The 23,615-nt window shown below is 42.2% G+C and carries 17 protein-coding genes; 14 read left to right on the top strand and 3 right to left on the bottom strand.

The window, feature by feature from the left end:
- Positions 1 to 191 precede the first annotated feature (191 nt).
- From DB520_RS22610 to DB520_RS22585, 6 genes are all read left to right on the top strand, one after another.
- Positions 192 to 761: a methyltransferase domain-containing protein gene (locus DB520_RS22610; protein ID WP_114752047.1), complete on the top strand. Its 570-nt coding sequence runs from the start codon at positions 192 to 194 to the stop codon at positions 759 to 761.
- Between the two features lie 605 nt (positions 762 to 1,366).
- Positions 1,367 to 3,529 (top strand): hypothetical protein, encoded by a 2,163-nt coding sequence (locus DB520_RS22605; protein WP_157972207.1) that lies wholly within the window; start codon positions 1,367 to 1,369, stop codon positions 3,527 to 3,529.
- 44 nt (positions 3,530 to 3,573) lie between these two features.
- A complete protein-coding gene (locus DB520_RS22600; RefSeq protein WP_114752045.1) occupies positions 3,574 to 5,061 on the top strand; it encodes a hypothetical protein in 1,488 nt (495 codons plus the stop codon).
- Between the two features lie 210 nt (positions 5,062 to 5,271).
- The gene (locus tag DB520_RS22595) at positions 5,272 to 5,676 is read left to right on the top strand and encodes a DoxX family protein (RefSeq protein ID WP_114752044.1); all 405 of its coding nucleotides are present in this window, start codon (positions 5,272 to 5,274) and stop codon (positions 5,674 to 5,676) included.
- A 615-nt stretch (positions 5,677 to 6,291) separates the two neighbouring features.
- Positions 6,292 to 7,866: an alpha,alpha-trehalase TreF gene (gene treF / locus DB520_RS22590; protein ID WP_317047782.1), complete on the top strand. Its 1,575-nt coding sequence runs from the start codon at positions 6,292 to 6,294 to the stop codon at positions 7,864 to 7,866.
- 499 nt (positions 7,867 to 8,365) lie between these two features.
- Complete coding sequence (locus tag DB520_RS22585; protein ID WP_114752042.1) at positions 8,366 to 8,557, top strand: hypothetical protein; 192 nt, start codon at positions 8,366 to 8,368, stop codon at positions 8,555 to 8,557.
- A gap of 90 nt (positions 8,558 to 8,647) precedes the next feature.
- On the opposite strand, the gene DB520_RS22580 is transcribed toward DB520_RS22585, so the two are convergent.
- A complete protein-coding gene (locus tag DB520_RS22580) occupies positions 8,648 to 9,706 on the bottom strand; it encodes a LacI family DNA-binding transcriptional regulator (protein ID WP_114752041.1) in 1,059 nt (352 codons plus the stop codon).
- 324 nt (positions 9,707 to 10,030) lie between these two features.
- Between DB520_RS22580 and DB520_RS22575 the strand changes: the two genes are divergently transcribed.
- The 4 genes from DB520_RS22575 to DB520_RS22560 are packed head-to-tail and all read left to right on the top strand — an operon-like array spanning position 10,031 to position 13,894.
- On the top strand, positions 10,031 to 10,900 hold the full coding sequence (locus DB520_RS22575) for a sugar phosphate isomerase/epimerase family protein (protein ID WP_114752040.1): 870 nt from the start codon (positions 10,031 to 10,033) through the stop codon (positions 10,898 to 10,900).
- Positions 10,897 to 12,072: a Gfo/Idh/MocA family protein gene (locus DB520_RS22570; RefSeq protein ID WP_114752039.1), complete on the top strand. Its 1,176-nt coding sequence runs from the start codon at positions 10,897 to 10,899 to the stop codon at positions 12,070 to 12,072. The genes DB520_RS22575 and DB520_RS22570 overlap by 4 nt, the downstream gene beginning before the upstream one ends.
- A complete protein-coding gene (locus DB520_RS22565; protein WP_114752038.1) occupies positions 12,069 to 12,947 on the top strand; it encodes a phytanoyl-CoA dioxygenase family protein in 879 nt (292 codons plus the stop codon). The genes DB520_RS22570 and DB520_RS22565 overlap by 4 nt, the downstream gene beginning before the upstream one ends.
- 11 nt (positions 12,948 to 12,958) lie before the next feature.
- Positions 12,959 to 13,894 carry a sugar phosphate isomerase/epimerase family protein gene (locus DB520_RS22560; protein WP_114752037.1) on the top strand — a complete coding sequence of 312 codons (936 nt, stop codon included), beginning with the start codon at positions 12,959 to 12,961 and terminating at the stop codon, positions 13,892 to 13,894.
- Positions 13,895 to 14,278: 384 nt separating this feature from the next.
- Here the strand turns inward: DB520_RS22560 and DB520_RS22555 are convergent, their stop codons facing one another.
- Positions 14,279 to 15,487 (bottom strand): esterase, encoded by a 1,209-nt coding sequence (locus tag DB520_RS22555; protein WP_232835107.1) that lies wholly within the window; start codon positions 15,485 to 15,487, stop codon positions 14,279 to 14,281.
- 582 nt (positions 15,488 to 16,069) lie between these two features.
- Positions 16,070 to 16,600, bottom strand: a complete 531-nt coding sequence (locus DB520_RS22550; RefSeq protein WP_114752036.1) for a hypothetical protein — start codon at positions 16,598 to 16,600, stop codon at positions 16,070 to 16,072.
- Positions 16,601 to 17,009: 409 nt separating this feature from the next.
- Between DB520_RS22550 and DB520_RS22545 the strand changes: the two genes are divergently transcribed.
- From DB520_RS22545 to DB520_RS22525, 4 genes are all read left to right on the top strand, one after another.
- Entirely contained in the window at positions 17,010 to 18,149 is a 1,140-nt protein-coding gene (locus DB520_RS22545) for a helix-turn-helix domain-containing protein (RefSeq protein ID WP_114752035.1), read from the top strand.
- A gap of 415 nt (positions 18,150 to 18,564) precedes the next feature.
- Entirely contained in the window at positions 18,565 to 19,482 is a 918-nt protein-coding gene (locus tag DB520_RS22535; RefSeq protein WP_232835106.1) for an alpha/beta hydrolase family protein, read from the top strand.
- A 797-nt stretch (positions 19,483 to 20,279) separates the two neighbouring features.
- The gene (locus DB520_RS22530; RefSeq protein WP_157972206.1) at positions 20,280 to 22,607 is read left to right on the top strand and encodes a TonB-dependent receptor; all 2,328 of its coding nucleotides are present in this window, start codon (positions 20,280 to 20,282) and stop codon (positions 22,605 to 22,607) included.
- A 5-nt stretch (positions 22,608 to 22,612) separates the two neighbouring features.
- Positions 22,613 to 23,455 (top strand): DUF4249 family protein, encoded by an 843-nt coding sequence (locus DB520_RS22525; protein WP_114752031.1) that lies wholly within the window; start codon positions 22,613 to 22,615, stop codon positions 23,453 to 23,455.
- Positions 23,456 to 23,615: the final 160 nt, after the last annotated feature.

Here is a 23,615-nt window from a genome sequence, read left to right as displayed (position 1 = left end):
ATAAGAGTCATGAATGTGGAAATAGCACTAATATTATGTTCTTTAAGGTAGGTTTTGGAATTGATTTTGAGATTCAGTTGAGGTTACAGTAATCCGCTCTTTGGCAACAGGGGGGTGAAAGTGGAGGGTCGAAGAGGAAAGTACATCCAGGATTTCAACAATGGGAATGTGATATTTTCAAATTAGGTTTTATGATGGAATTCGCAATAAATGGTGGAATAAAGAGTGGCTATTACGTTTTGTTTTTGCTCTTGCCGTTTCAGCTTAGTTGGGCACAGGAAGATCCGCCAGGGTTTTCAGAGGTCGTTCCCTTCGTGACTACACCTATGGAGGTGGTGGATGCCATGATGGAACTGGCAGATATTAAAGAAGGAGATGTCCTATATGATTTGGGATCCGGGGATGGAAGGATACCTATTGAGGCAGCTTTGAGATACGGAATAGTATCCATTGGAATAGAGATTGATTCGGACCTGGTAAAGGAAGCTAAGGCAAATGCCAAGGAAAATGGTGTGGAAGATTTAGTCACCTTTGTTCAGGGGGATATTTTTGAATCGGATTTTTCAGATGCCACTGTTTTGGTCCTGTATTTATTTCCCGAGATCAACCTTAAACTGAGACCGGAAATCGAGCAGATGCCTAGAGGTACCCGTGTGATTTCCCACCGTTTTGATATGGGAGACTGGAAACCCCAGAAAACCCGTAAGGTAATTCTTGAAGATGGTAAGGAGCATGTGCTGTATTATTGGACTGTTCCTTAGATATGATCTATTATTTTAACTTTACTTAATGTGATTTAAGTATTTTATATTCAGCAGTTTATGGTTTTGTATCTACTATTTTTTGACCCTATTATAACCTGATTGAATATATCATAGAACAGTTTGTGTAGAACTTTGAACGATAGCTGCCTTTTAGAGAAACTTAAAGCTGGCGAAACATTACCCGAATTGAACAGGAAATTATTTCATATGATTATAATTTGTTTTTTTAAAGGCCATATAGCCTGCCCCTGCCTGTCCCGAACTTGATTCGGGAAACTTGTTTCGGGGGAATCTCGCAGTCTATAATCATCCCAGTGTGTGACGTGCTCGTCATGCCCTGACTGCCGTCAGGACAGGCTCGATTTCATAACTTTTTACATAGGGTGTAATTTTTTTTGGTTGGAGAAGTGTACTTTATTTATACCATTCAAATTTTGTGAGAAGGGGTACAATTTAATTCTCTGGAAAAGATAAACCCGCTAAGCAAATGCGGATTCTGCCTTTTTCTTACTTGATGATGGGACAAAAGGTGTTGCAATTTTGGAAAGGTCAATTTGATTGGCAACAAAATTTTCATCTTCTAAAGTTTAAAAATGTACCATATGCTCAGATTCTTTTTCCTTATACCTCTGATTTTCATAAATCTTTCAGTTTTTGGTCAGTCGAAACAAAAAATTACGATTAATGCCCCAGACCATATTTCTATTCAATATGGCATTAAACAACTTTCAAAATTTTATACCGAAAAGGGCCTATCAGTAGATGTTTCCTCCAAGGAAGAAGGAGATGACAAGGTTGATGTGCTAATAATCTTATCGGAAACGCCGATGGGAATAGAGGCAGAGGGATTTCGAATTTCACAGGAACAAACTACCCTAAGGTTAGAGGCTTCTGATGCTGCCGGGGCAATGTATGGAATTTTGGATATACTTGACCAGTTAAAAACAGGAGGTACGCTGGGAGATATAAGAGACAAAACCATTAACCCCGCCCATGCCTTTCGGGGAATAAAATTTAATCTGCCCTGGTCTTCTTACCGGGAGCATGAGTCCCTCCAGGTTCACACCAATACCGTCAGGGATTTGACTTATTGGGAAAAATTCTTTGATATGATGGCGGAGAACAGGTTTAATGCCATTACCTTATTCTCGATCCACCCCTGGCCATTTATGGTCAAAAGTGATAAATATCCGGAGGCAAGCTCCCTGTCTGAGGGTGAACTAAAAGAATGGATTGCTTACTGGCATACCCTATTTGGTATGGCCAAGGAAAGGTCCATAAAAGTCTTTATGGTGAATTTCAATATTTACGTTTCTCCTGAGTTTGCACGGGCCCATGACGTGGCAAAATACAGTGAGCACTTAAACTGGGGATACAACGGGAAAGGAGATTATTCCCCTTTGGTTCAGGAGTACAACAGGGAAATGGTAAAGCTGGTGCTGGAAGAATATCCTGAGCTATCGGGTATAGGCGTAAGCCAGAATGAACGGATGGAAGGGGTGACGGAAGAAGTTTGGCAGCAGTGGATCGTAGACACCTATTTTGACTTGATAGGCGAGGCAAAACCGGAAAGGGAATTTTTTCTACGGGGGCATACCCATCCGGCACCAGACTTAACCAGGGAGGCTGTAGAAAAAAACAAAGCCATTTTGCCTTCAACCGTTTGGTTGGACCTTAAGTTTAACTGGTCGCATGGGCATGCTACTCCCGACCTGCATTATATTCATGGAGGTTCCGACTCTGATTTTTGGTGGAATCCCACTCCCGAAAATTACCAGGTGGTCTTTACCATCCGTAACGAGGATTTTTTTGTTCTTCGATGGGGGCAGGCTGATTTTATCCGTCAATTGCTTCAAAAAAACAATCTTCCGGGAATAGGAGGGTACCTTATCGGTTCGGAGACCTATATCCCGGCTTACGATTATATTACCAGGCCAGGGGCCCACAAAACTTGGGAGTATGCCTTCGAGAAGCAATGGCTGTTTTACCAAACCTGGGGCAGGCTCCTCTATGACCCCAAAACAGAGGATAGTCATTTTGTGGAGTCCTTTGATAAAAGATACGCTATAGACTATGGGGATAAACTGTTCGAGGCCCATCAGTTGGTGGGAATCATGCCTTTACGACTGGCTTCCTATTTCGGGGCCACCTGGGATTTCACCTTGTATTCCGAGGGATTTTTGTCCGGTTTTCGTCCTTGGAGGGGAGAAGTAGTGGACAATACCTCGGCCTTTCTGTCAATTGAGGAAATTATCGGGTCAAAACCCATAAGTCCCGATTGGTTAAACATTGCTGAATATGTTAAATATACGCTAAACAGTCAAACCATACCGGAGGAAAAAACCACCCCTTTAGAATTGGCCCGGGAGCTTGAGGATAAAAGTAGCCAGGCCCTTGATCTTCTTAAAACTATCAAGTCCAATGACCCTACGTTAATGCATGAGGTCGCCGATATCAAAGCCTGGGCTTATCTAGCAAAGTATTTTGCTGCGAAACTACAGGCAGGAGTGGAATTTGAAACGTATAAAGGGACCAAGGAAAGCAACTATCAAAAACAAGCGTTGGCCAGCCTTCAGAAAGCCAAAGAATATTGGTCTGAAGTGATAAAAATTACATCTCCTTATTTTGAGGAGATCCCGCTGTTACATTTTGGCGATGATTTTCTCCGGGAAGAATTTGAAAAACCAGTCGATAAATTCAGTTGGAAAAACTTTGAGGATCAAGTCCAGCGGGATATTGACTACGTGAGAAACTTCAAAGAATAAATAGTCGGGCTATCTTAGATTAAAAATTTTATAAACCCCAGCAGATGAGCTTAAAATTAAACCTACTTATCCCTTCAGGTAGATGCCCCCTGTTGCTGTTGTTTTTGCTTCTGGCATGCCGATCAGGGCAACTTGTTACAGGAGAGTTGAATTATGAAACCGTCTCGATTTATCCAGATGTGGTGCTAAACGACGTTTCCCATCATCCGGTCGGAATAAACCTGAACTACTTTATGGATGACGATGCCTACCTGAACCCCAAACGCGGGACGACCGATGCTCTGAAGGCAATGGGGGTTTCCTATTTACGGTACCCCGGAGGGAACAAATCCGATTTTTATTTTTTTTCCAAGCCGCCATACGAAAAGGCGGAGCCTACCTTAGCCCGTACCGGTAAGGGGGCCACTGGCGGCAGGGGCAAGATGCTCAAAAACAACTATACAGAATTTAAATACGATGTCCTGGACTTCGACGAATTTATCCAAATGTGCCGGGAGGTGGGTGCAGAACCGGTGGTTGTGGTAGCTGCGGATGAGTACTTGGTGGATTATCCCGAAGGAAGCACCTGGTCTACCAAAGAGCAATTGCTTCAACATGCCGTGGAGTGGGTACGGTATGCCAATAGAAAAAAGAAATACAACGTAAAATTCTGGATGATTGGCAATGAAAGCTGGCATCCTGAAAATGAAAACTCTACCGCTGAGGTTTACGCCCAGGATGTGGTTGATTTTTCGAAAGCCATGAAAGCAGTGGACCCAACCATTAAAATAATCCCGAATGGGAATAGGGAGGAATTTAATAAGGTGGTTTTGACCATGGCTGCAGGGCATTATGATTATTTCGCTATCAGCAATTATCCCGTGTTTAATTATAATGCAGGTTATGCCACCTACAGGGACACCCTCCAGGACCTGATGGCACCGGTAACCCGGGCACTGCAATCCATTGAGCAATACGCCTCCCCGATAGAAGGGATTAAGCCGAAACTGATAATAGCAGAGTACGGGCCTTTTGACTGGGGTAAAAAATGGCCTTTCATTAACAATATGGGACATGCCCTTGCCGCTTTTGAACAAACTGGGAATCAATTGTTGGAACCCAGTATAGTTTTCTCCTGCTTTTGGAACACGCGCTGGATCAATAACGATTCCGAAAGTCATAGTGCTTTTGATGCCCTTGACCGGGAGGGTAATTTTAATGCAAACGGATATAGCCTAATGATTTGGGGAAAGTTTCTCGGCAAAAAAATGATAAAAACTTCCTCCTCCCTGCACGTCCGCACCTTTGCCAGCCTGGATCCGGAAAGAAAGGAACTCTATGTATACATCATGAATCTTTCGGATGAAATAAAAAATATAAAACCGGAAATAGATGGCTACCGAATAAAAGAGGCTATGGAGGCTTGGGAATTGGTTGGAGAAAATGCTGAAGACACCAACCCTGAATGGCGGGAGGTAAAAGGAACAATAAAAAACCATATGCAGACAGTGCCAGCAACCAGCATTCGGGTAATAAAATTTGCACCAAAATAAATTTGTGGACAAGCCCTTTTCTACCTTTTAAAGGTTCCATGAAACCATTACTTCAAATGCCCGTAGTTCGATAGCTTCAGACATCCGGATTAGGAAGTAGTTAAAGGGAAAGTGACACACTGCTTTGTGCCCAAAAATGGACTAAATAAATGGTATTTCGAAAGATTTTCCTTATTTTTATCCGAAATTACAACCTAAACCCAAACAACGATGGAAAAGTACCTAGGAAGATTTTCACCTGAAATTTATGCTTTGTTGAGAATAGTGGCAGGATTTTGTTTTGCTATGCACGGCACGCAGAAACTTTTTGGCTGGCCTGGAGATAAGGACACCGCGGAATTGGCTTCCATGATGGGTTTTGCAGGTATTGTGGAATTAGTAGGAGGCATTTTGATCATGATAGGAATGGTAGCAGGTTATGCTGCCTTTATCAGCAGTGGCCAAATGGCGGTAGCTTATTTTATGGTACATATTCCCCAGGACTGGAATCCACTGGTAAATGGGGGTGAATTGGCTCTGATATACTGTTTCCTATTCTTGTTTATAGCTTCCAGGGGTGCCGGCATTTGGAGTGTGGATGCCTCGAGGAGTGCTAGGACACCCGTTGGAACCTAAACCTTGGAGGTATCCCGGACCTTAATGATTTTTTTGGGAAAAAGAGGCTGTTAACAGAATAGACAAGCATTTAAATTTCAGTTGCAACAAATTCAGCCTTGATCGCAGGGTTGGGTCCTGATCCTCATTTGCCGGATTCCTTTATTTCGGCCGATCCGACTTTAATAGGTTTTACAAAGAATCATAATAAAGGTGTGTTTAAACGATTTTGTGAAATTAAAAAAATGTAAAACCTTAAAATACGGCATCATATTTGAGTTTGTTTATAATAAATGTATAATTCCTTCTAAAAAACCAACTAAATTTACCTAGCATGAAAAATCTCATTATAAAAATTTTTTCCTTTTTACTCTTGATATTCACTTTTACGGGATGTACCCTGATTGGTGATATTTTCGAAGCGGGTATTTGGGTTGGCATAATTGTAGTAGTGTTGGTTATTGCCCTGATATTTTGGATTGTCAAAAAAATGCTGTAATAGGCTCAGAAACTGGGTCAAATAGATTAGGGAAAAGTAGTTCCTTCATACAAATGTATTTCTGATTACTACCCTTTCACTTTCTGGTTTCAGTTTTTTTAAAATAGCCACTTGCCAAAAACGATTCAAAAAAAAATCTGAAATGGTCGCTTAATGAAAAATTGAATGAAATGAACTCTATAAAACCACCGCAGATTTACAGCGTAGTTCCCTCCATTTTACCACCTGACCAATTATTTGGACCGCTGTTCCATGATGTGCAGATGAGTCACGTTTTCGATGATTCCATTACTTTTGCGGACTGTTTCCCCAAACGATCCCCGGAAGAAATCCTAAGTCTATATGAAATTGAAAAACATAAAAAGGACTTTGACCTTAAGGATTTTGTTTCCGAATATTTTGAAATTCCCTCACCAATAAAGACGGATTATGAAAGTGATAAACAACTACCGGTCACTGAACATATCCACAAAGTTTGGCCGCTTTTGACGCGAAAATCACAAGAAAATTGCTCCATGTTGCCTGTTCCCAAATCCTATATAGTTCCAGGGGCAAGGTTTAGAGGGTTATATTATTGGGACAGCTACTTTACCATGCTGGGATTGCAATATGCAGGAAAGAATGATCTGATTCGCGAAATGGTAGAAAATTTCGCGCACTTAATTGATTCCTATGGGCATATTCCCAATGCGAATCGCAGTTATTATCTGACGCGTTCACAGCCTCCTTTTTTTGCTCTGATGGTACGACTTCTTGCTGACATCGATGGGCCGGATGTTTTCACAAAATACCTTCCTCACCTACAAAAGGAGTATAATTATTGGATGGACGGATACTTTCGCCTTTCGGATAGGGAAAGCTATTTTCGCAGAGTAATATTGCTGCCTGATGGCAGTATTCTTAACCGTTTCTGGGATGACCTACCTGCTCCTCGTCCGGAATCTTACGTGGAAGATGTGGAAATGGCACATAATTCTGCCCCCTATGGAGTGGAGCCTGGAACACTCTATAGACATATAAGGGCAGCTTGTGAATCTGGCTGGGACTTTACTTGCCGTTGGTTCAGGGAAGAGAATATAATGGAAACCATTCATACCACTGAAATAGTACCAGTAGATCTAAACTGCCTGCTTTATGATCTTGAAGTTACCTTATCAGAAGCTTATAGGCATAGCTCTTTTCCCGAGCCTGCCTCTTATTTCCTTGAAAAGGCAGAGAAACGCAAAAAAGCCCTCCTTGAAAACTTTTGGAATGATGACAGGAAATTTTTTATGGACTATGATGCAGAATCAAATAAGTCTACAAAAATAATGTCGTTAGCTGGCGTTTACCCGCTTTTCTTTAAAATTGCCACTGAAGAACATGCACAGCATGTTCACGAACATATCACCGAAAGCTTTTTACAAAAGGGAGGGGTGGTTTCATCCCTTCACGAAAGCGGTCAGCAATGGGATTTTCCTAACGGTTGGGCTCCTTTGCAATACCTGACTTACGTGGGACTCTGCAATTATGGGTTCTTTAAAACGGCAAAAGAGCTGAAAAAGAGGTGGATAGAAAATAATGACAAAGTTTTTAAAGAAACAGGGAAGATGATGGAAAAATACAATGTTGTGGATCCCGAATCACCTGCCGGAGGGGGAGAATACCCAAATCAGGACGGTTTTGGGTGGACCAATGGCATATATCTTTGGTTCAAGAATAACACCTCTTAAATAATTTATTTATTAGGCTCTTTCTCAATATCCTATTCGGCCACCCTCCACAATGTTATGAAACAGAATCATTTTTACATATAAATTTTGTAAATTCAAAAGAGCATCTTTCGAAATCGATGAGGGGCAAATCTGGATAAGAAAATAGCTTCCAAAAAGGTTGTAATCCTATGAAATCGAGCCTGCCTGGACGGCAGTCAGGCATGACCCAAGCGACGTACGGAGTTCTAAAAATTGGCATTTACAGAAAGGAAATGACATTGGGTTTCTCGCAGCCCTGCCCTGAGTTTTTTCAGGGGGGCGCAACGATTCCGCAACGCTCGCAGCGTGGTAGGTTTAAAAATTAGTATTTAATCAATAAGTTATATGATTTAAAGTAATATCTCAATGGTAGGGATGATTAAGATTGCGAGATTCTCCCGAAGTGAATTCCGGAATCGAGTTCCCCGAATCGAGTTCGGGGCAGGCTATATGACCGTTGAAAAGAAAATATAAACACATGAAAAAAACAAAAATGATCAACATTACCGATGAAGAACTAGATCGCGACATCAGGAACCTTCCCATACCCAGGGAAGACCAGCATATTCCAGTGGTGGAGTGGGAGGACATGGTCTGGTATTCTGAGGAGGACAGGGAAATGTTCAAGCGGGAATCGGATAAACAGCGCCAGGACAAGGAAGGGCAGTAATCTTCCTTATTTTACCAACTCCCCTTTACAAGTAACTTAGATGTTCAACTGTTTGAATGGAAATATCATTATTGCTTTCCAGTTGGAATATTATAAAGTAATATTGCTTGAAAAGTATTTCAGGTTGGATTTGACTACAATATCTATAGGCAGGAAATAGTCTTTTTGCGGTATCTGTTTGCGAACGAACATTTCGTAAAACAATTTCAAGCCTTCATAGGCCTGTCTGGCTGGTTTTTGTGAAATTATAAAGTCCAAGGCTCCGGTTTTTAAAAAGTGTATGTTTTGATCTATGAGATCATATCCTATGGATTTGTAATTTTCTTTACCGAGCTGCTCCACTATTGGCATTACTATATTTACCCCATTGGTCACAAAAACACCTCTTATATCCTTATCTTGTTGTAATATGCCTAATAGATCCTTTTTCACCTTTTCCAGATTTTCCGTTGTATTCTCATATTTCAGTAACTTCACGTTGGTTTTTTGGTGAAAGGAGTTAAAACCTGCTTCCCTTTTCTTGAAATGCAGGTGGTTCCCATCTTTTTCCTCCAGCGTAACGATAAGGGTCTTTTGGTTCCTTGTTAGGCATTTGTCCAACAATTCAGCGGCCAGGAAACCACTTTCTTCTGAATGTTGCCCTATAAATGAAGTATACTCCAAGTCTTCGACTTGGCTGTCAAAAAATAGGACAGGAATTTCTGTGGAGCGATAATGGTCTAGGAGACGCTTGGTTTCGCCTTTAAAGATAGGAACCATTAGCAACCCATCTAGTTGGCTTCCAATAACCCGATCAACCTGGGTTTTAAAGGAATTTTCATCGTTTTGGTCAAAATTTAAAATCTCCAGATTGAAATTAAAGGGGGCCAATTCCTCCATCGCAGCATCAAATCCCCGCTGGTGGAGTGACCAAAATGGTATATTTGGAGTGCTTTTGGGTAGGAGAACTGCAATGTTGCGTTGTTTGCCGGACTTTAAGTTACTCGCGAGAATATTTGGCTTGTAACCAAGTTCCTTGATCGCTTTCAGGATCTTTTCTTTGGTGGCTTTAGAAACACCACCTCTATTATTCAACACCTTATCCACTGGTCCTGTAGAGACCTTGGCTCTTTCTGCTATATCCTTGATTCCTATTGTTTTATGTTTCACGTTGTTAATTGCATATGAATTTATAGGTGCTCGACTAAGAGACTACCTGGTTATGCGGATGTTCAACCAAACGTTTCCCAAAGTGTTTTAGTAAAAAGGGGCATGGCTGAATAGGTTCAATATACCATTTATACTTTTACTATCCACATGTAGTTATAATTACTAGCCGAACATTGTTTTTTTTCCAAATTAGTATAAAACCCTAAAATACAGCACAAAAAGGAGGGGGGATTTTGATTATTGAGGCCATTTTCATACCTTAGAGTAAATATAGTCAACGTTGACTATTTGGAGTCAATTAAAAATAACCTAAACTACCTGACCATGAAAATAGGGATAGATAGCTATTGCTACCACCGTCTGTTTGGAGAAGTATATGACATTCAGGAACCGCCTGAAAAGGAAATTACTTTTGAGGATTTTTTGGATAAGGCGGCTGCCTTACCGGTAGAGGGATTGTCACTTGAATCCTGTTTTATTCCAAAATTTAATGACGATTACCTTCGTGACATAAAGAGCCGATTAGATGATCAAAACTATGATCGTGTCTATGCCTGGGGTCATCCCGACGGCTTGGAGGGAGGATCAAACGAAAAGGCTTTTGATGAAATGATCGAGCATATCGAATATGCCGACAAAATCGGGGCAAAAGTAATGAGGGTAGTGGGAAGCAGCCATCCCTTTCGTTTTGAACCACATGGGCCTCAACTGGACAAATTGACCGAAATGTTTTCGAAAGCAGTAGCGGTTTCCCAAAAATATGGGATTAAGCTAGCCATAGAAAACCACATAGACTATGACTCTGATGAAATTCTACAGTTGATTCAGCAAGTGAATTCCCCCTATTTTGGAGTCAATTTTGATTCTGGAAATTTTTTGAGGGTACTTGACGATCCCATTCAGGGAATGGAGAAACTTGCCCCTCACGTATTTGCCACCCATATCAAAGACCTCAAACCGGCAACCTCTCTGCCTGTGAACCAATGGTGTTACTTTGCCTGCGTTCCCACCGGCGAGGGGCTGATCAACAACCAAAAATTAGCCCAGATTTTAAGTGATCACCATTATGAAGGTTTTCTGGCAGTGGAAGTTGATTTTTTACATCCAGATTATAAAAACAAGGAGGAAGAAGTGGTGGCGCAAAGTATACAGGCGTTGAGGAAGCTTACCGAATCAATTACTGTTGCACGATGAAAACATTAAGAATAGGTTTAATTGGTTACAAATTTATGGGACGCGCCCATACCAATGCCTGGTTGAAAGCGCCTTTGTTCTTTGACTTAGACGCAAGACCCGTTTTGAAAGTAGTTTGTGGCCGAAATGAAACCGCAGTAAAGGATTTTGCTGAAAAATGGGGATGGGAGGAGATAGAAACCGATTGGGAAAAGGTAATCTCCCGGGAGGATATAGATGTTATTGATATTGCCCTTCCTCAGCATTTGCATTATGATATTGCTATAGCTGCAGCAAAGGCCGGGAAACATATTTTCTGTGAAAAACCCATGGCCATGAACAGCGCCCAAGCTGAGGAAATGTTGGAAGTGTGTGAAGCCAATGGCGTTACTCATTACCTTAACCACAACTATCGAAGGGTACCTGCCATTGCCCTGGCCAAACATATGATTGATGAAGGAAAAATCGGCAGGATTTATCACTGGCGGGCAGCCTATCAACAGGATTGGATTACAGATCCCTCGTTTCCTCTTACCTGGCAACTTAAAAAAGAATTGGCCAAGGCCGGACCACAATGGGACTTGAATTCCCATTGCGTAGACCTGGCTATTCATCTGGTCGGATCGATCAACAGCGTGTCCGCACTTACTACCAACTTTGTCACGGAAAGACCATTGGCAGAGGAATCAGGTTCTGGAAACCTAAAAGCAGTGGCCAGCGGTAAAGGTAAAGGTCCGGTAACCGTGGAGGATGCAGCCCTGATGCATGTGACTTTTGCAAATGGAGCCATAGGCTCTTTTGAGGCCACTCGCTTTGCGAATGGCAGAAAAAACAGACTCAACTTCGAGATCTATGGGAGCAAAGGCAGTATATCCTTCGACCTGGAAAGAATGAACGAGTTACAGTATTATAATGAGGATGATCCTTCGGGTTATAAGGGCTTTAAAACTATTTTGGTTACGGAAGGTAGCCACCCTTACATTGGCCATTGGTGGCCCGCTGGACACATCATTGGATATGAACATACCTTCATTCATGCCATGGCAGATTTCGTACAGGCAGTGACAGGCGGTAGGGGAATTGAACCGAATTTCTCCACAGGAAAAGAGGTCATACAGGTGCTGGAAGCAGGACTGCAATCAGCCAATGAAAAAAAAGAAGTGATTATTAACCAAACAACAACCCAACAATGACTAGTTCAATTAAAGCCAGCTTTCAGAAAGACGGATTTGTGATCGTCGACATATTGACGGAGCAGGAAGTCAAGGATTTTAGAGTGATTATGGATAAGCTTTTGAATCCAGATAAAAAAGGGAAAGAGAAAAAAGAACATAGTTCTTCTTTTCAGCATTTGGGGGATGAAATTGCAGATTTCGGGCAGGAGGCTAGGCAGTATTATTTTCATTTGCTGACCAAGCCAGGTACGGAACCCATCCATCATGCCTTCCATCATCCCAAAGTGCTTGAAGTAGTAGAAAACCTTCTTGGGCCAGATTTGATAGTGAATAATGCTTCCATTCTGGCAGCTAATGCGGGCACTTCCTATTCATTGGGTTGGCATCGCGACGTCATCCAAATCCCGGAGGAAGAGATCGAAGATAGGTTGTTCTCTCCGGAGAGGTTTCATAACAGCGTACAGATAAATTTACCACTCGTAGATGAAAATTCCCTGTGGGTCGTTCCCGGAAGCCACAACAGGCCCAATACGGAGGAGGAGAATAAAGTATTCGCTGGGTCCAAACATTACGCACCAGTGGGAGCGGAGATGCCAGGCGGAGTTCCCGTTAAACTGAAAGCAGGTCAGGCCGTATTTTATAACAACAACCTCATCCACAGAGGATATACCAAGAAGATGGAAATTCCTCGGAGAACTATCCACATGGGATACCACAGTTCCGCTTTCCCTCCAACATGGCATTTCTATTTGCTCAACCATAATTTATTGACTCCTGAATATTTGGATAGGCTCAGCCCCAAAATGAGAGGAATGATGGAAGAATACCTTGAATGTAGGAACCAGTATCCGAATATGGAAGATACCTGGAAAAAACCGAGTACACTAGCCTAAACCCCAATACAATGAACAGCAATTCCAATTATGGCCAATTCAATGCCTATTTTAAGGTAGCCCTTACGTTTTTATTACTTTTAACCTTAGGGCAAGCAACCGTTGCGCAGGAGGGTAAGGACGAAGGGAACTCCCTATTTTCCCAAGACAACTTGATTGCCTGGTGTATTGTGCCCTTTGATGCAAAAAATCGCAACCCTGTAGAGCGAGCCCGGATGCTCAGCGACCTCCATATTGGTATGCTTGCCTATGATTGGAGGGAAGAACACATTCCCACTTTTGACCAAGAATGGAAAGCACTAAATGCACATGACGTTGCTTTGCAGGGATTTTGGATGAGTACTGATCAGAATCCATCGGAAAACAAACATGTCCAAGAAATCTTCGATTTTCTGGAGCGCAATGCTATTCAGACTCAGATATGGCTACTTGTTAATGGTGGGGAGGGGTTCGATGATTTGTCCCAGGAGGAAAAGGTGGCATCAATGGGAGAAACTGTCAGTTACATTGCAAAGAGGGCGGCAGCCATTGGCTGTCAGGTAGGTCTCTATAACCATGGACACTGGTATGGAGAACCTGAAAACCAACTAGCCATTATTGAGAAGTTGGATTTACCTAATTTAGGGATGGTATATAATTTCCATCATGCCCAAAAGCAGCATGAAAGATTTCCGGAATTTTTTCCAAAGATCGTACCCTATCTCTATTCTCTAAATCTGGCAGGGTTAAAGCATGGGGATACTGAAAAATTCTACGGGATAGGAGAGGGAGATGTAGAGGAAGATTTGATTCGAATAATTAGTAAAAGTAAGTATAATGGACCGATTGGGGTTCTCAACCATGACACGAACAGGGATGCAAAAGTAGGGTTGGAAACAGAAATTGAAGGGCTGAAAAAAGTATTACAAGCTATAGGGGATGTGGAAGCTTTAGAATCGTACAATTAGCAAAGCAGCAATGGCAAAATTGCTCATTTTAACGTTGTCCAAAGGGAGTGAACGTTAATTTTTTTTTGTAGACTCTATTAATTCCCTTCTAATTTTTAGAACAGGTTACACTTTTCAGTGTAGGCCATAATGTGGTGCTAATAAACCAAAGATAGGAGGTTTTTGCATTATTTAGAGGATGGTCGGTAAATATGCGGGAGTTGCTTGCCTGCCTACCTATTCTTGAAAAAACAGTTCTAAGTATACCTAGAAAATGGCGGGTATTTAATTTAAGCTGTTTTCGGCACCTTAATTGGTTTGGTTGCTGGATTTTGTCGGTATGTTCTACCATTCCATTTTTTTAGCATTTTCTCGTGTCTTGGACATTTCGAGGGATTTTTGAGGTCACAAATCCTTCCATAGATTGGGAAGAAACCGTTCATGGAGCAAGTGTCTCCATGTCGCCCAATCATGCCCACCATGGCCTCCAACATAATACTCGTGATCGATTTGGTGATTCTCCAAGGCGTCGATCAACGCTTGTACCCTTCCACCGAAAAACCCTTTGGCTTCCTCCGTCCCCTGTCCTACAAAAAGGTAATCTACTTTTTGGTTTACCTCGGGATCATTCAAAAAATCAGCAAGGGTAGTTTCTGCGTCGACATCACCGGCGCTAAGAATACCAAAATTGGCAAAAAGGTCCAGCGACCGGAATCCAATAAACATGCTGTGTCGACCTCCCATGGACAACCCGGAAATTGCCCTTCCCTGTGGGGTCTTTATGGTGCTGTAGTTTTCATCCACCAGAGGAATCACATGCCTTCTAAGTTCTTCTTCAAACAAATCGAAGGTCAACTCCGCATGTTGTGGATGGTTTCTATGGATGACCTGATTGTTGGGCAGGGCAATAAGCATGGGCTTTGCTTTGCCTTCAGCCAATAGGTTGTCAAGGATGAAGTTTACCCTACCGTCATACACCCAGTTGGAAGGCAATTCACCACTGCCACCCCCCAAGTACAGCACGGGGTAGGATTGTTTTGGGTCATATCCAGGAGGTGTGTACACGTACAATTCACGCTCGCCCTTGGTGACTTCGGAGGAATAGACGTGGCGTGTTACATTTCCATGGGGGACATCTTTGGCATCGTAATAAGCCGGCCCCTCGCCATGGACAATCAACTGACTATAAGGAGGCATAGCGGTAAAAGCAGCATAGGTATTACTGGGGTCGGTGATTTGCATGCCATCCACATTGAAATGGTAAGCATACATATCCGGCCTGAGCGGTCCAACTGTTAGCGTCCAGATCCCCTCTTCACCTTTGGTAAAGGGTACTTGTTCATTTCCCCTTCCAAGCCCAGTGAGCAATGCCCCCCCTGCCAATTTTACCTCTTGGGCTTTAGGGGCCTTCAGTCGGAAAGTGACCGTTTGGTCATCATGTACTTCGGGTGAGTTGAGCGGGGCACTGAACGGGTTCAGCCCTTCTGTGTCCTTTTGAGGGTTATAGTCTAGGTTGACATTGGCCTGTTGGGCTATACCAATATGAGCGATCAGGCACAGCAGCAAGGTGATCAATGGGATCGAATAATCGTTGAAATAGGTTGGCTTCATCATTAAGTCACAATTTAATTTGTAGTTTTTCCTTTCCTAACTATTCTTCTCAAAGTGAAAAAACCGATGTTAATTTACTCAAAAGCGATTCCTAATCCTATAAAAAGTTTTCCGCAGCAGTTGCAAAGGTTAAAGGACCTGACGCATAGAAAAGTTAAATAAAAACGTTTTGGGCCTGGCGTGTAAGCCATTGCGTGAAAAAGAACTGCTCGCAACGGGCGCAACGCAAACTCAAATAAAAAACGTCGCGAGTGTAGCGGGTAAACCGTGGCAGACGGGGCGTGATAACATTTTCTCGCAGCGGACGCAACGGTATCGCAACGGTCGCAACGCAAACTCAAATAAAAAAACGTCGCGAGTGTAGCGGGTAAACCGTGGCGGACGGGGGGGGATAACATTTTCTCGCAACGGGCGCAACGGTTATCGTAACGGTCGCAACGCCAAGCCAAATAAAAATGCTGCGAACGTGGCGTGAAAGATTGTTTTACGTGTTGTATTCAAACCTCGAAAAATCTTTCGCCAATCAATGATAAACTTAATGTAACAGCCGATCAATTCCACCAGTTTTGGAGTGAACGTCTCTATTTAGTTTTGTCGCATTTTCTTGCGTTTCGGCAAGTTGAGCAACAATTCAGCATTCAAATTGGACGCCAAATGCTTGGCGTCCTGAATTGCCCTTTCCCTGCTTGAATAAACGAATGAAAGTACCGGAGTGGGTGCATCGGAATAGATGAGGGTCTTGTAGTCGGTAACCTTTCCTGAAAAGGTTGGATGGATTCCATTTGGTGTATTGGTGCTAATATAGCTGCTGGAAATCACCTTTACGGACAGGACGTCGGGTAATGCAGTCCATTTACCAGATTTGTAACCTCCAATAGACACGTATTCTTTAAATCGGCTTTCGGAAAAATCAATAAGCGTTCCACCGTAAGTAGACACGACGACAAGGCCAAGGATCATTGCACCCAGCCCAACATAAATTACCCTTTCCAAGGCATCCTCATTTCTATAAAAAAATGGGCTGATCAAAACGAATAAACCTGCGATTAACAAAAGCGACCCAAGTAAGTGAGGCCCTGAAACCAGGTTTCGTCTTTTAAAATTAAAATAGTTCATGGAGCTTATGCTTTTGGTGTATCTTTTTTCTTAATCCAAAATCAATTACAAACCAGAGAGAATGGGAAGGAATACAAAGCTACTTTTTGTATGCAAATTGCCAACATGTAAAATTTTTTAATTATCAATGACTATTTCGAAGGTCCGTTCTGCTGTTCCAGGAATGCAGGTAGGCAGCTAAGTCTGAACAGTTTTCCGAGCTGATCACCATTTTTGGTAGCTTAATGTGTATCTTGTCTCTGATTTAGTAGTAGGGATAACACTACTTTTGCTGTCAGATAGCTGTTATGGAGGATAGGGTGGGCCTTCTGATAAATGGAATAGTCTGAAGGGTAGCCCATCTTGTCTTTAAAAGGCGACTCTTTGTCCGGTAATTTTGGACCAAGCTTAAAGTGTTTAACCCATTTCTATGAATTCCGAAAGCATACAGCTTTTTTTAGAGAACAACATCACGGAGTATTCCAGTTACCTTGGAGCTATTCAAGGGCTTATATTGGCTGTCGTTGTATTGTTCTATCCCGAGCGCTATAAGGTTTCAAACAGGCTCCTGAGTCTCTTTTTGGTACTTTTTGCGCATTTGCTGATCGCTACACGGATTACCGAGGCGGTGCATTCGGATTTGATATTTCTCATTTACGGGTTTAGGTTTTTTGCGAATATTGCCTTACTCCTTTTCATAAAGAGCCTCTACCAGCATATTGCCTGGAGAAAACAAGGATGGCATCTGGTAGTGATTTTTCTGGACAACCTGGTCATCTATAACCGGGTCTCTGGATCCCCAATGTTTTTAGAGGGAATTCAATTGGAGATTTTCACAGTGGCATGGTATTTCTTGGTATCCTTCCTTTACCTTTTTTTAGTAGTCAACGCTTATCAGGAATACCGGGAAAAGGTGATGAGGAATTTTTCATCGTTGAACAACATCGGGCTAACGTTTGTCTATCAAATTATCATTTTCATGGCTTTGCTGATCTTAATCGACCTGGTTTATGCCTTTGTTTATTTCGGTTATTCAGGCCAAACAAGTACCTATCACCGGGTTACGAAAACACTTGTCTCTACACTGTTTATGTATTTTATTGCCGTAAAGGGAAAACTGACACCACAAATTTACCAATTGCAAAAAATCGTTGAACCCACGGCGGTTTTTACAACGGAAAATCCTGTTGGGACAGATAGTAAAGAAAAAGCAAGTACGGACATTCAATTGGTAGCTGATAGGGTCGTGGCTTTAATGGAAGAGAATAAGTTTTTTAAAGAAGAAAATATTAGTATAAAAGACGTATCTGAAAACATAGATGAAAGGCCATACATAGTTTCCCATGCCATTAACACTTGTCTAGGTAAGAATTTCTTTGACCTAATTAACAGCTACAGGGTAGAGGAATCCAAGGCCTTGATGCAAGATGGGAGGCTAAATCACCTGTCTTTGTTGGGAATAGCCTTTGAAGCAGGCTTTACGTCAAAAACGGCATTCAATACTGCTTTCAAAAAACACGCGGGCATGACGCCAAGCCAATTTAAAAAAGAGTCATCCCAATTGGTCTAATAACAGTTCCTTGTTTTCTTCCAAAAAACGTTGACCAATAGGGTCCACTTTCCAAAGCTGAACCTTCTCCAAGATGGGGCATCTTATTTTTGAGGCATGTTTAAACACAAACCAGTTATTTCAATTAATGTAAGGTACAAGTATTACTTTCTAATTGTTTTGGGGCTTTTTAAAGCTTCATTTCTTGAATTCTTCCCGACGCTAGGCGGGAATTTCAATTTGCTATGGGATGAGATGCTACCCATTCTTAACTTACGCCTGAATAGATCCTGGTTAGAAATCTTGGACCAGGAATTTCAACAGCAGGTCTTGGAGTTGATAGGACAAATAGTTAGCTGAACCCATTTGAATTCATGTCTACGTAGCCATTACTATGAAAAATTTAGCCGTTGTTTTACTCCTCTTTTCAATTGGTATGAAATTTTGCCATGCTGTTTCAACGGATTCCCTTTCTGTGGAATTCGAGAGCGATGATGTCTTGTTAAAAGGGAATTTGATTATTCCAGAAGCTGTTAACAGCAAGGTGCCTGCCATCATCTTCTTGGTAGGCTCGGGAGGAAACAGCTCTTATTCGACGGATTATAAGCGTTTTCTGGATTTTTTTTTACTGCGACCTTTTGAAGGTGAGGATGTGGCATTTTTGTTTTTTGATAAACGAGGGGTAGGAGAATCAGAAGGTGTGTGGTACAAAACGGATTTTGAACTACGGGCCAAAGATGCCGCAAATGCTGCAAAGTTTTTAAGGTCTGTACCTCAAGTAAACCAAGAGAAAATATACGTAGTTGGACATAGCCAGGGCGGTTGGATTGTACAAATTTGTTTAGCTAAATACCCTGAATACTTTGCGGGAGGAGTCAGCATGGCTGGGCCAACCTTTGATGTCAAAACGCAATTGATCAACGATTATCAAAGCAGTTTTATCTGTAACGCAGGCATGGAACCAGAAGAAGCTTTAAGAAAAGCCAAACGCAGGGTAAACAGAGACCTTACCGTAATTTCATTGTTTCCAATGCAGCAAGAATGGAAGCAACTGAAAATAATCCGGAAATTTGACCCAGCGAAATATCTGTTGACTATCAAAAAGCCGCTATTATTGCTATTTGCTGAAAATGACAGGTTGGTAAACCCGGAATGGAGTCTGCAGAAACTAGATAGTATTTTTCCAACGGGGCACCCTGATCATTTCAGTATCTATGTGGCTAAGGGAGAAAACCACAGTTTTCAAACCTCTCCCCTTTGCTACACAGGTGCATGGACTGACCTGAACTACTCTGAAACTACCAGAGAAGAAATGAAAGATTGGTTGGGCAGGGAATTCCAATCTTGTAAGTAATTTGACCAAGCTTCCATAAGCCCCCTAAATCCCCCTCCCGAGCCGCTACGCTATTATTTTGGCACCCGTATTCCATTTTGCCATTTCGTAGTGATATCCAAACTGTTTATGATTTCGAAATCAACTTTTATTCTGTTTTCTCCACCTTGTTATACCACCCTCTTTTATCCCCCTCCTAAAACAGTAGGGGGAAATAACCATGTGTAATTAATTCCTCCGAACGTTGGTTGGTTATACATAGTTGAGCCTCTACACCTTTGCCTTTTTTAGGGGCAATAACCAACATCTTCACTACCGACTTATTAACTCCAATGGTAGAATGAAACGCTTATCTGTTGAGAGCTTGCCCCACTCCTGTTTTAGGTGCGGGGTTAGGGGGTGGTTAAACTCAGTCAGTTTTACTTCAAACAGATAAACTACCGAACCCACTCCCTTTGGTATTTCAGCTTTCTTGTTGGAGAAGACCGTCCTTGTAAAGTCGTTCCCTTTTATTTTATCCGATCAATCACTTTTCAGTTGTCTTTCAATTACTTAAAGTGAAGATTAATGATTTTTTATTGGATTGTTAAACCTGCAATTTTCTTCGAATTCAGCGCCTAGTAGCCGAAATGACCCGTCGTTACCCCCAATGTTCTACCCAAAAGCAGTTTGTCGAAGACCTAAAATAGGTTCGCCTTTCTTAAGTAGGACTTTTTCACACCGTTTTTCCTAGAGTTTTGTAGCTCGATCTCTGGAAATGCTCAATAAACAATTTCAGAATCCTCACTAATCCATTCTAATAATTTAATCAGACAAAAGTGAAAAAGACTACAATTACCTTATTAATGTTCTTGCTGAACCTCAACCTACTGATAGCTCAGCAGGAAAAAGTAATCCTAAGTGGATATGTCCGTGACGGTACCTCTGGAGAGGAGCTTCTGGGAGCAACCGTCTTGGTGTTGGGTAGCCAAGAAGGTGCCATCACCAATCTTTATGGTTTTTACTCCTTACAACTCACTCCGGGGATTCACCGTGTGCAAGTAAGCTATATGGGGTATGAAAGCCATGTGTCAGAAGTACTCACAGATAAACCCACTAATCTTAACATAGAGTTGATGCCGGCAGATTATGCCCTGGAGACGGTGGAAGTTTCAGCCATTGCCAACGATGAAAAAATCCTGGAAATCGGAAGTGGCATAGAACGGGTTTCCATGGAGCAAATGAGGAAAATGCCCAAATTGTTTGGAGAAGTGGACCTGATCAGGAATATCCAATTGCTTCCGGGTATATCCACGGTGGGAGAGGGCACTTCTGGTTTCAATGTAAGAGGAGGTGGTGCGGATGAAAACCTGATTTTATTGGATGAAGCTACTGTATTCAATGCTGCCCATGTCATGGGGTTTTTCTCCGTGTTCAATTCGGATGCGATCAAGGACGTCAAAATCTATAAAGGTGGGTTGCCGGCTCAGTATGGTGGCAGATTGTCCTCAGTCTTGGACGTAAGACAACTCGAAGGCAATTCTAAGAAATTAAACGTGAAGGGAGGCATTGGGCTGTTGAGCAGTAGGCTTACGGTGGAGGGTCCCATTCTCAAAGACAAAACATCATTTTTAGTAGCAGGTAGGCGATCTTATATGGATGTGTTCACTAGGCTTTCAGGTGATGAGGAACTGAAAAACAACAACCTCTACTTCTATGACTTCAATGCCAAAATCAATCACAAGTTTTCCGATAAAGACAGAGTCTTCCTTTCCTATTATTCGGGAAACGATGTGATGAAATTGGGCGATCTGTTCAGTAGCAATTGGGGAAACAATACCATGACGTTGAGGTGGAACCATGTCTTTAACCCTAAATTATTCACCAATATCACCGTCACCAACAGCAGCTATTTCTACCATATCATGGGGAGTCACGGTCCTGATTCCTGGGATTGGAAATCAAGTATACTGAACCAGAATTTCAAGGCTGATGCTGCCTATTTTGTGAACCCCAACAGAACCATTGACTTTGGTTTTCAAACCAACATGCAAGACTACGTTCCCGGAACAATTGTTCCCACAGGCGAGGAATCTGCAGTGAATGCTATTGAGATGGCCAAAGAGTACGCCATTGAATCCGGTGCCTATGTCTCCTGGAACGAAAAAATCAATGACCGCTGGAAAGTAGAACTAGGAGTAAGGTATGTGGACTTCAGAAGGCTTGGTGGGAGGCAGTATCTTTACCAAGGTGAGGTAAAGGAGAGGGAGGCGATAGTTGACTCCCTGAGTTTTTCACGGTATCAAACCATGGCAAGTTACAATGGGATAGAACCGAGATTCAACTTGAGCTATACCCCCAACAGAGAGACTGCCCTCAAGGCAAGTTTTCACCGGGCCAACCAGTTTGTACATCTGATATCCAACACAACTTCCCCTTCTCCCATTGATGTTTGGAAGCCATCCAATGCATACCTAAGGCCTGCTCAGGTGGATCAGGTATCCGTGGCCTTGGTCCGGGGACTATTTAATAATAACGTTGAGCTCGTGGTAGAAAGTTATTATAAAGATTACCGAAGGGTAGTGGACTTTAAAGATGGAGCCAGGTTGGAATTCAATGAAACCCTGGAAACAGAAGTATTGGAAGGAATAGGAAGGGCATATGGCCTAGAAGCCTCCCTAGAAAAAAAAGAAGGAAGGTTCACCGGACGAATCAGTTATACCCTATCCAGATCAGAACGAAAGATAGCCGGGATCAATCAGGGGCAATGGTACAGGGCCAATTTTGACAAACCGCATGACTTAAGTGTATACGGGTTATACCAGCTCAACAAAAAGTGGGATTTCTCCGCCAATTTTGTCTTGGCATCCGGACGACCTTTTACCCAACCTGTTGGAAAGTATAAGTGGGATGGAATGGTCTTGCCTGTGATGGGGGATAGAAATGCGCATAGAATTCCAGTGTATCACCGACTAGATATAGCAGCCAACCTCAATCCAGAGGGAAAAAGGGGATCATGGAGTTTTGGCCTTTACAATGTTTACGCCAGAAGGAATGCCTACTCTGTCTTTTTCAGGCAGCAGGAAAATTCAACACAGACGGAAGCCGTAAGATTGTCGGTTTTGGGATCTGTACTGCCTAGTGTCACTTATAACTTTAAATTTTAATCCTAATGAATCACCTAAAAATCACAGTAATCGCTTTGTCCTCCTTGTTGATGTTTTCATGCTTGGACACTATTGAATTGGATGTGAAATCTTATGAGCCCATAGTTGTGGTAGATGGGGAAATTAACAATGTTGATGAATTTCAAGCCATTCGGTTGTCCATTTCTCAACCTTACTTTCAAAACCAATCAGCAACACTCATCGAAGGAGCCGAGATTCATTTAATGGAAAAAGACATGCGGGTGGGTACTTATAGCTATACACAGGGGGGAGAATATCTTCTCCAATATACTGGTAAAGTTGATCACAGCTATTGGATTGAAGTTATCTTGCCAAATTTAAAGGATTTTGACCAGTTGAGCCAGCGGCGGATTTCAAGCAAACCTGAGGTGCTAAGTGCGGTTTCGGAAATCACAGCAACTCGCTATGAATTCAAGCCCGAAAGTCTGATTTTTGAGGAGGGGTACTACCTCATGATAGATACCTATGACCCCGTGGGAAAAGGAAATAATTACCGATGGAAAGTTCAGGTGAATGGAGAATTTTCCCATGACCCTCGTCATATTATGGTACTGGAAGACGACAGGATCGATGGCAATTTGATTGAAGGTTTGGACCTGAGTTATGAGCCATTTGAGAAAGGGGATGAACTAGTGGTTTACCAACAATCCATCAGTAATCCTTTCTATGCCTATTTATATGACATCTACATTCAGGCTCTGACCCAGGACAGTATCTTCGATTCGCCCGCTTACAACCCAACGTCCAATTTGATTTCAGACATTCCTGTGGTAGGGTTCTTCAATGCCAGTGCATACCACAGGGCAGAAATAGTGATTGGGGAATAATCAGGGAAGTTTCAACTTAACTTTCTCAATCATGATGTGAAGTGACTAATCCCTAGCCTATGCTTTCTGGCACGCTAGGGATTTTTTTGGAAGTCAGCCACTATATTATGGGTTTCCAATCATCGATTGGTAATGATTTTATCCCCAATGGTTCTACCTT

The sequence above is a fragment of the Pleomorphovibrio marinus genome (assembly GCF_003347495.1).
GTDB classification, from domain to species: domain Bacteria; phylum Bacteroidota; class Bacteroidia; order Cytophagales; family Cyclobacteriaceae; genus Pleomorphovibrio; species Pleomorphovibrio marinus.
The sequence above is the reverse complement of the archived record's forward strand: the minus strand, read 5'-3'. Positions and strand labels throughout refer to the sequence as shown.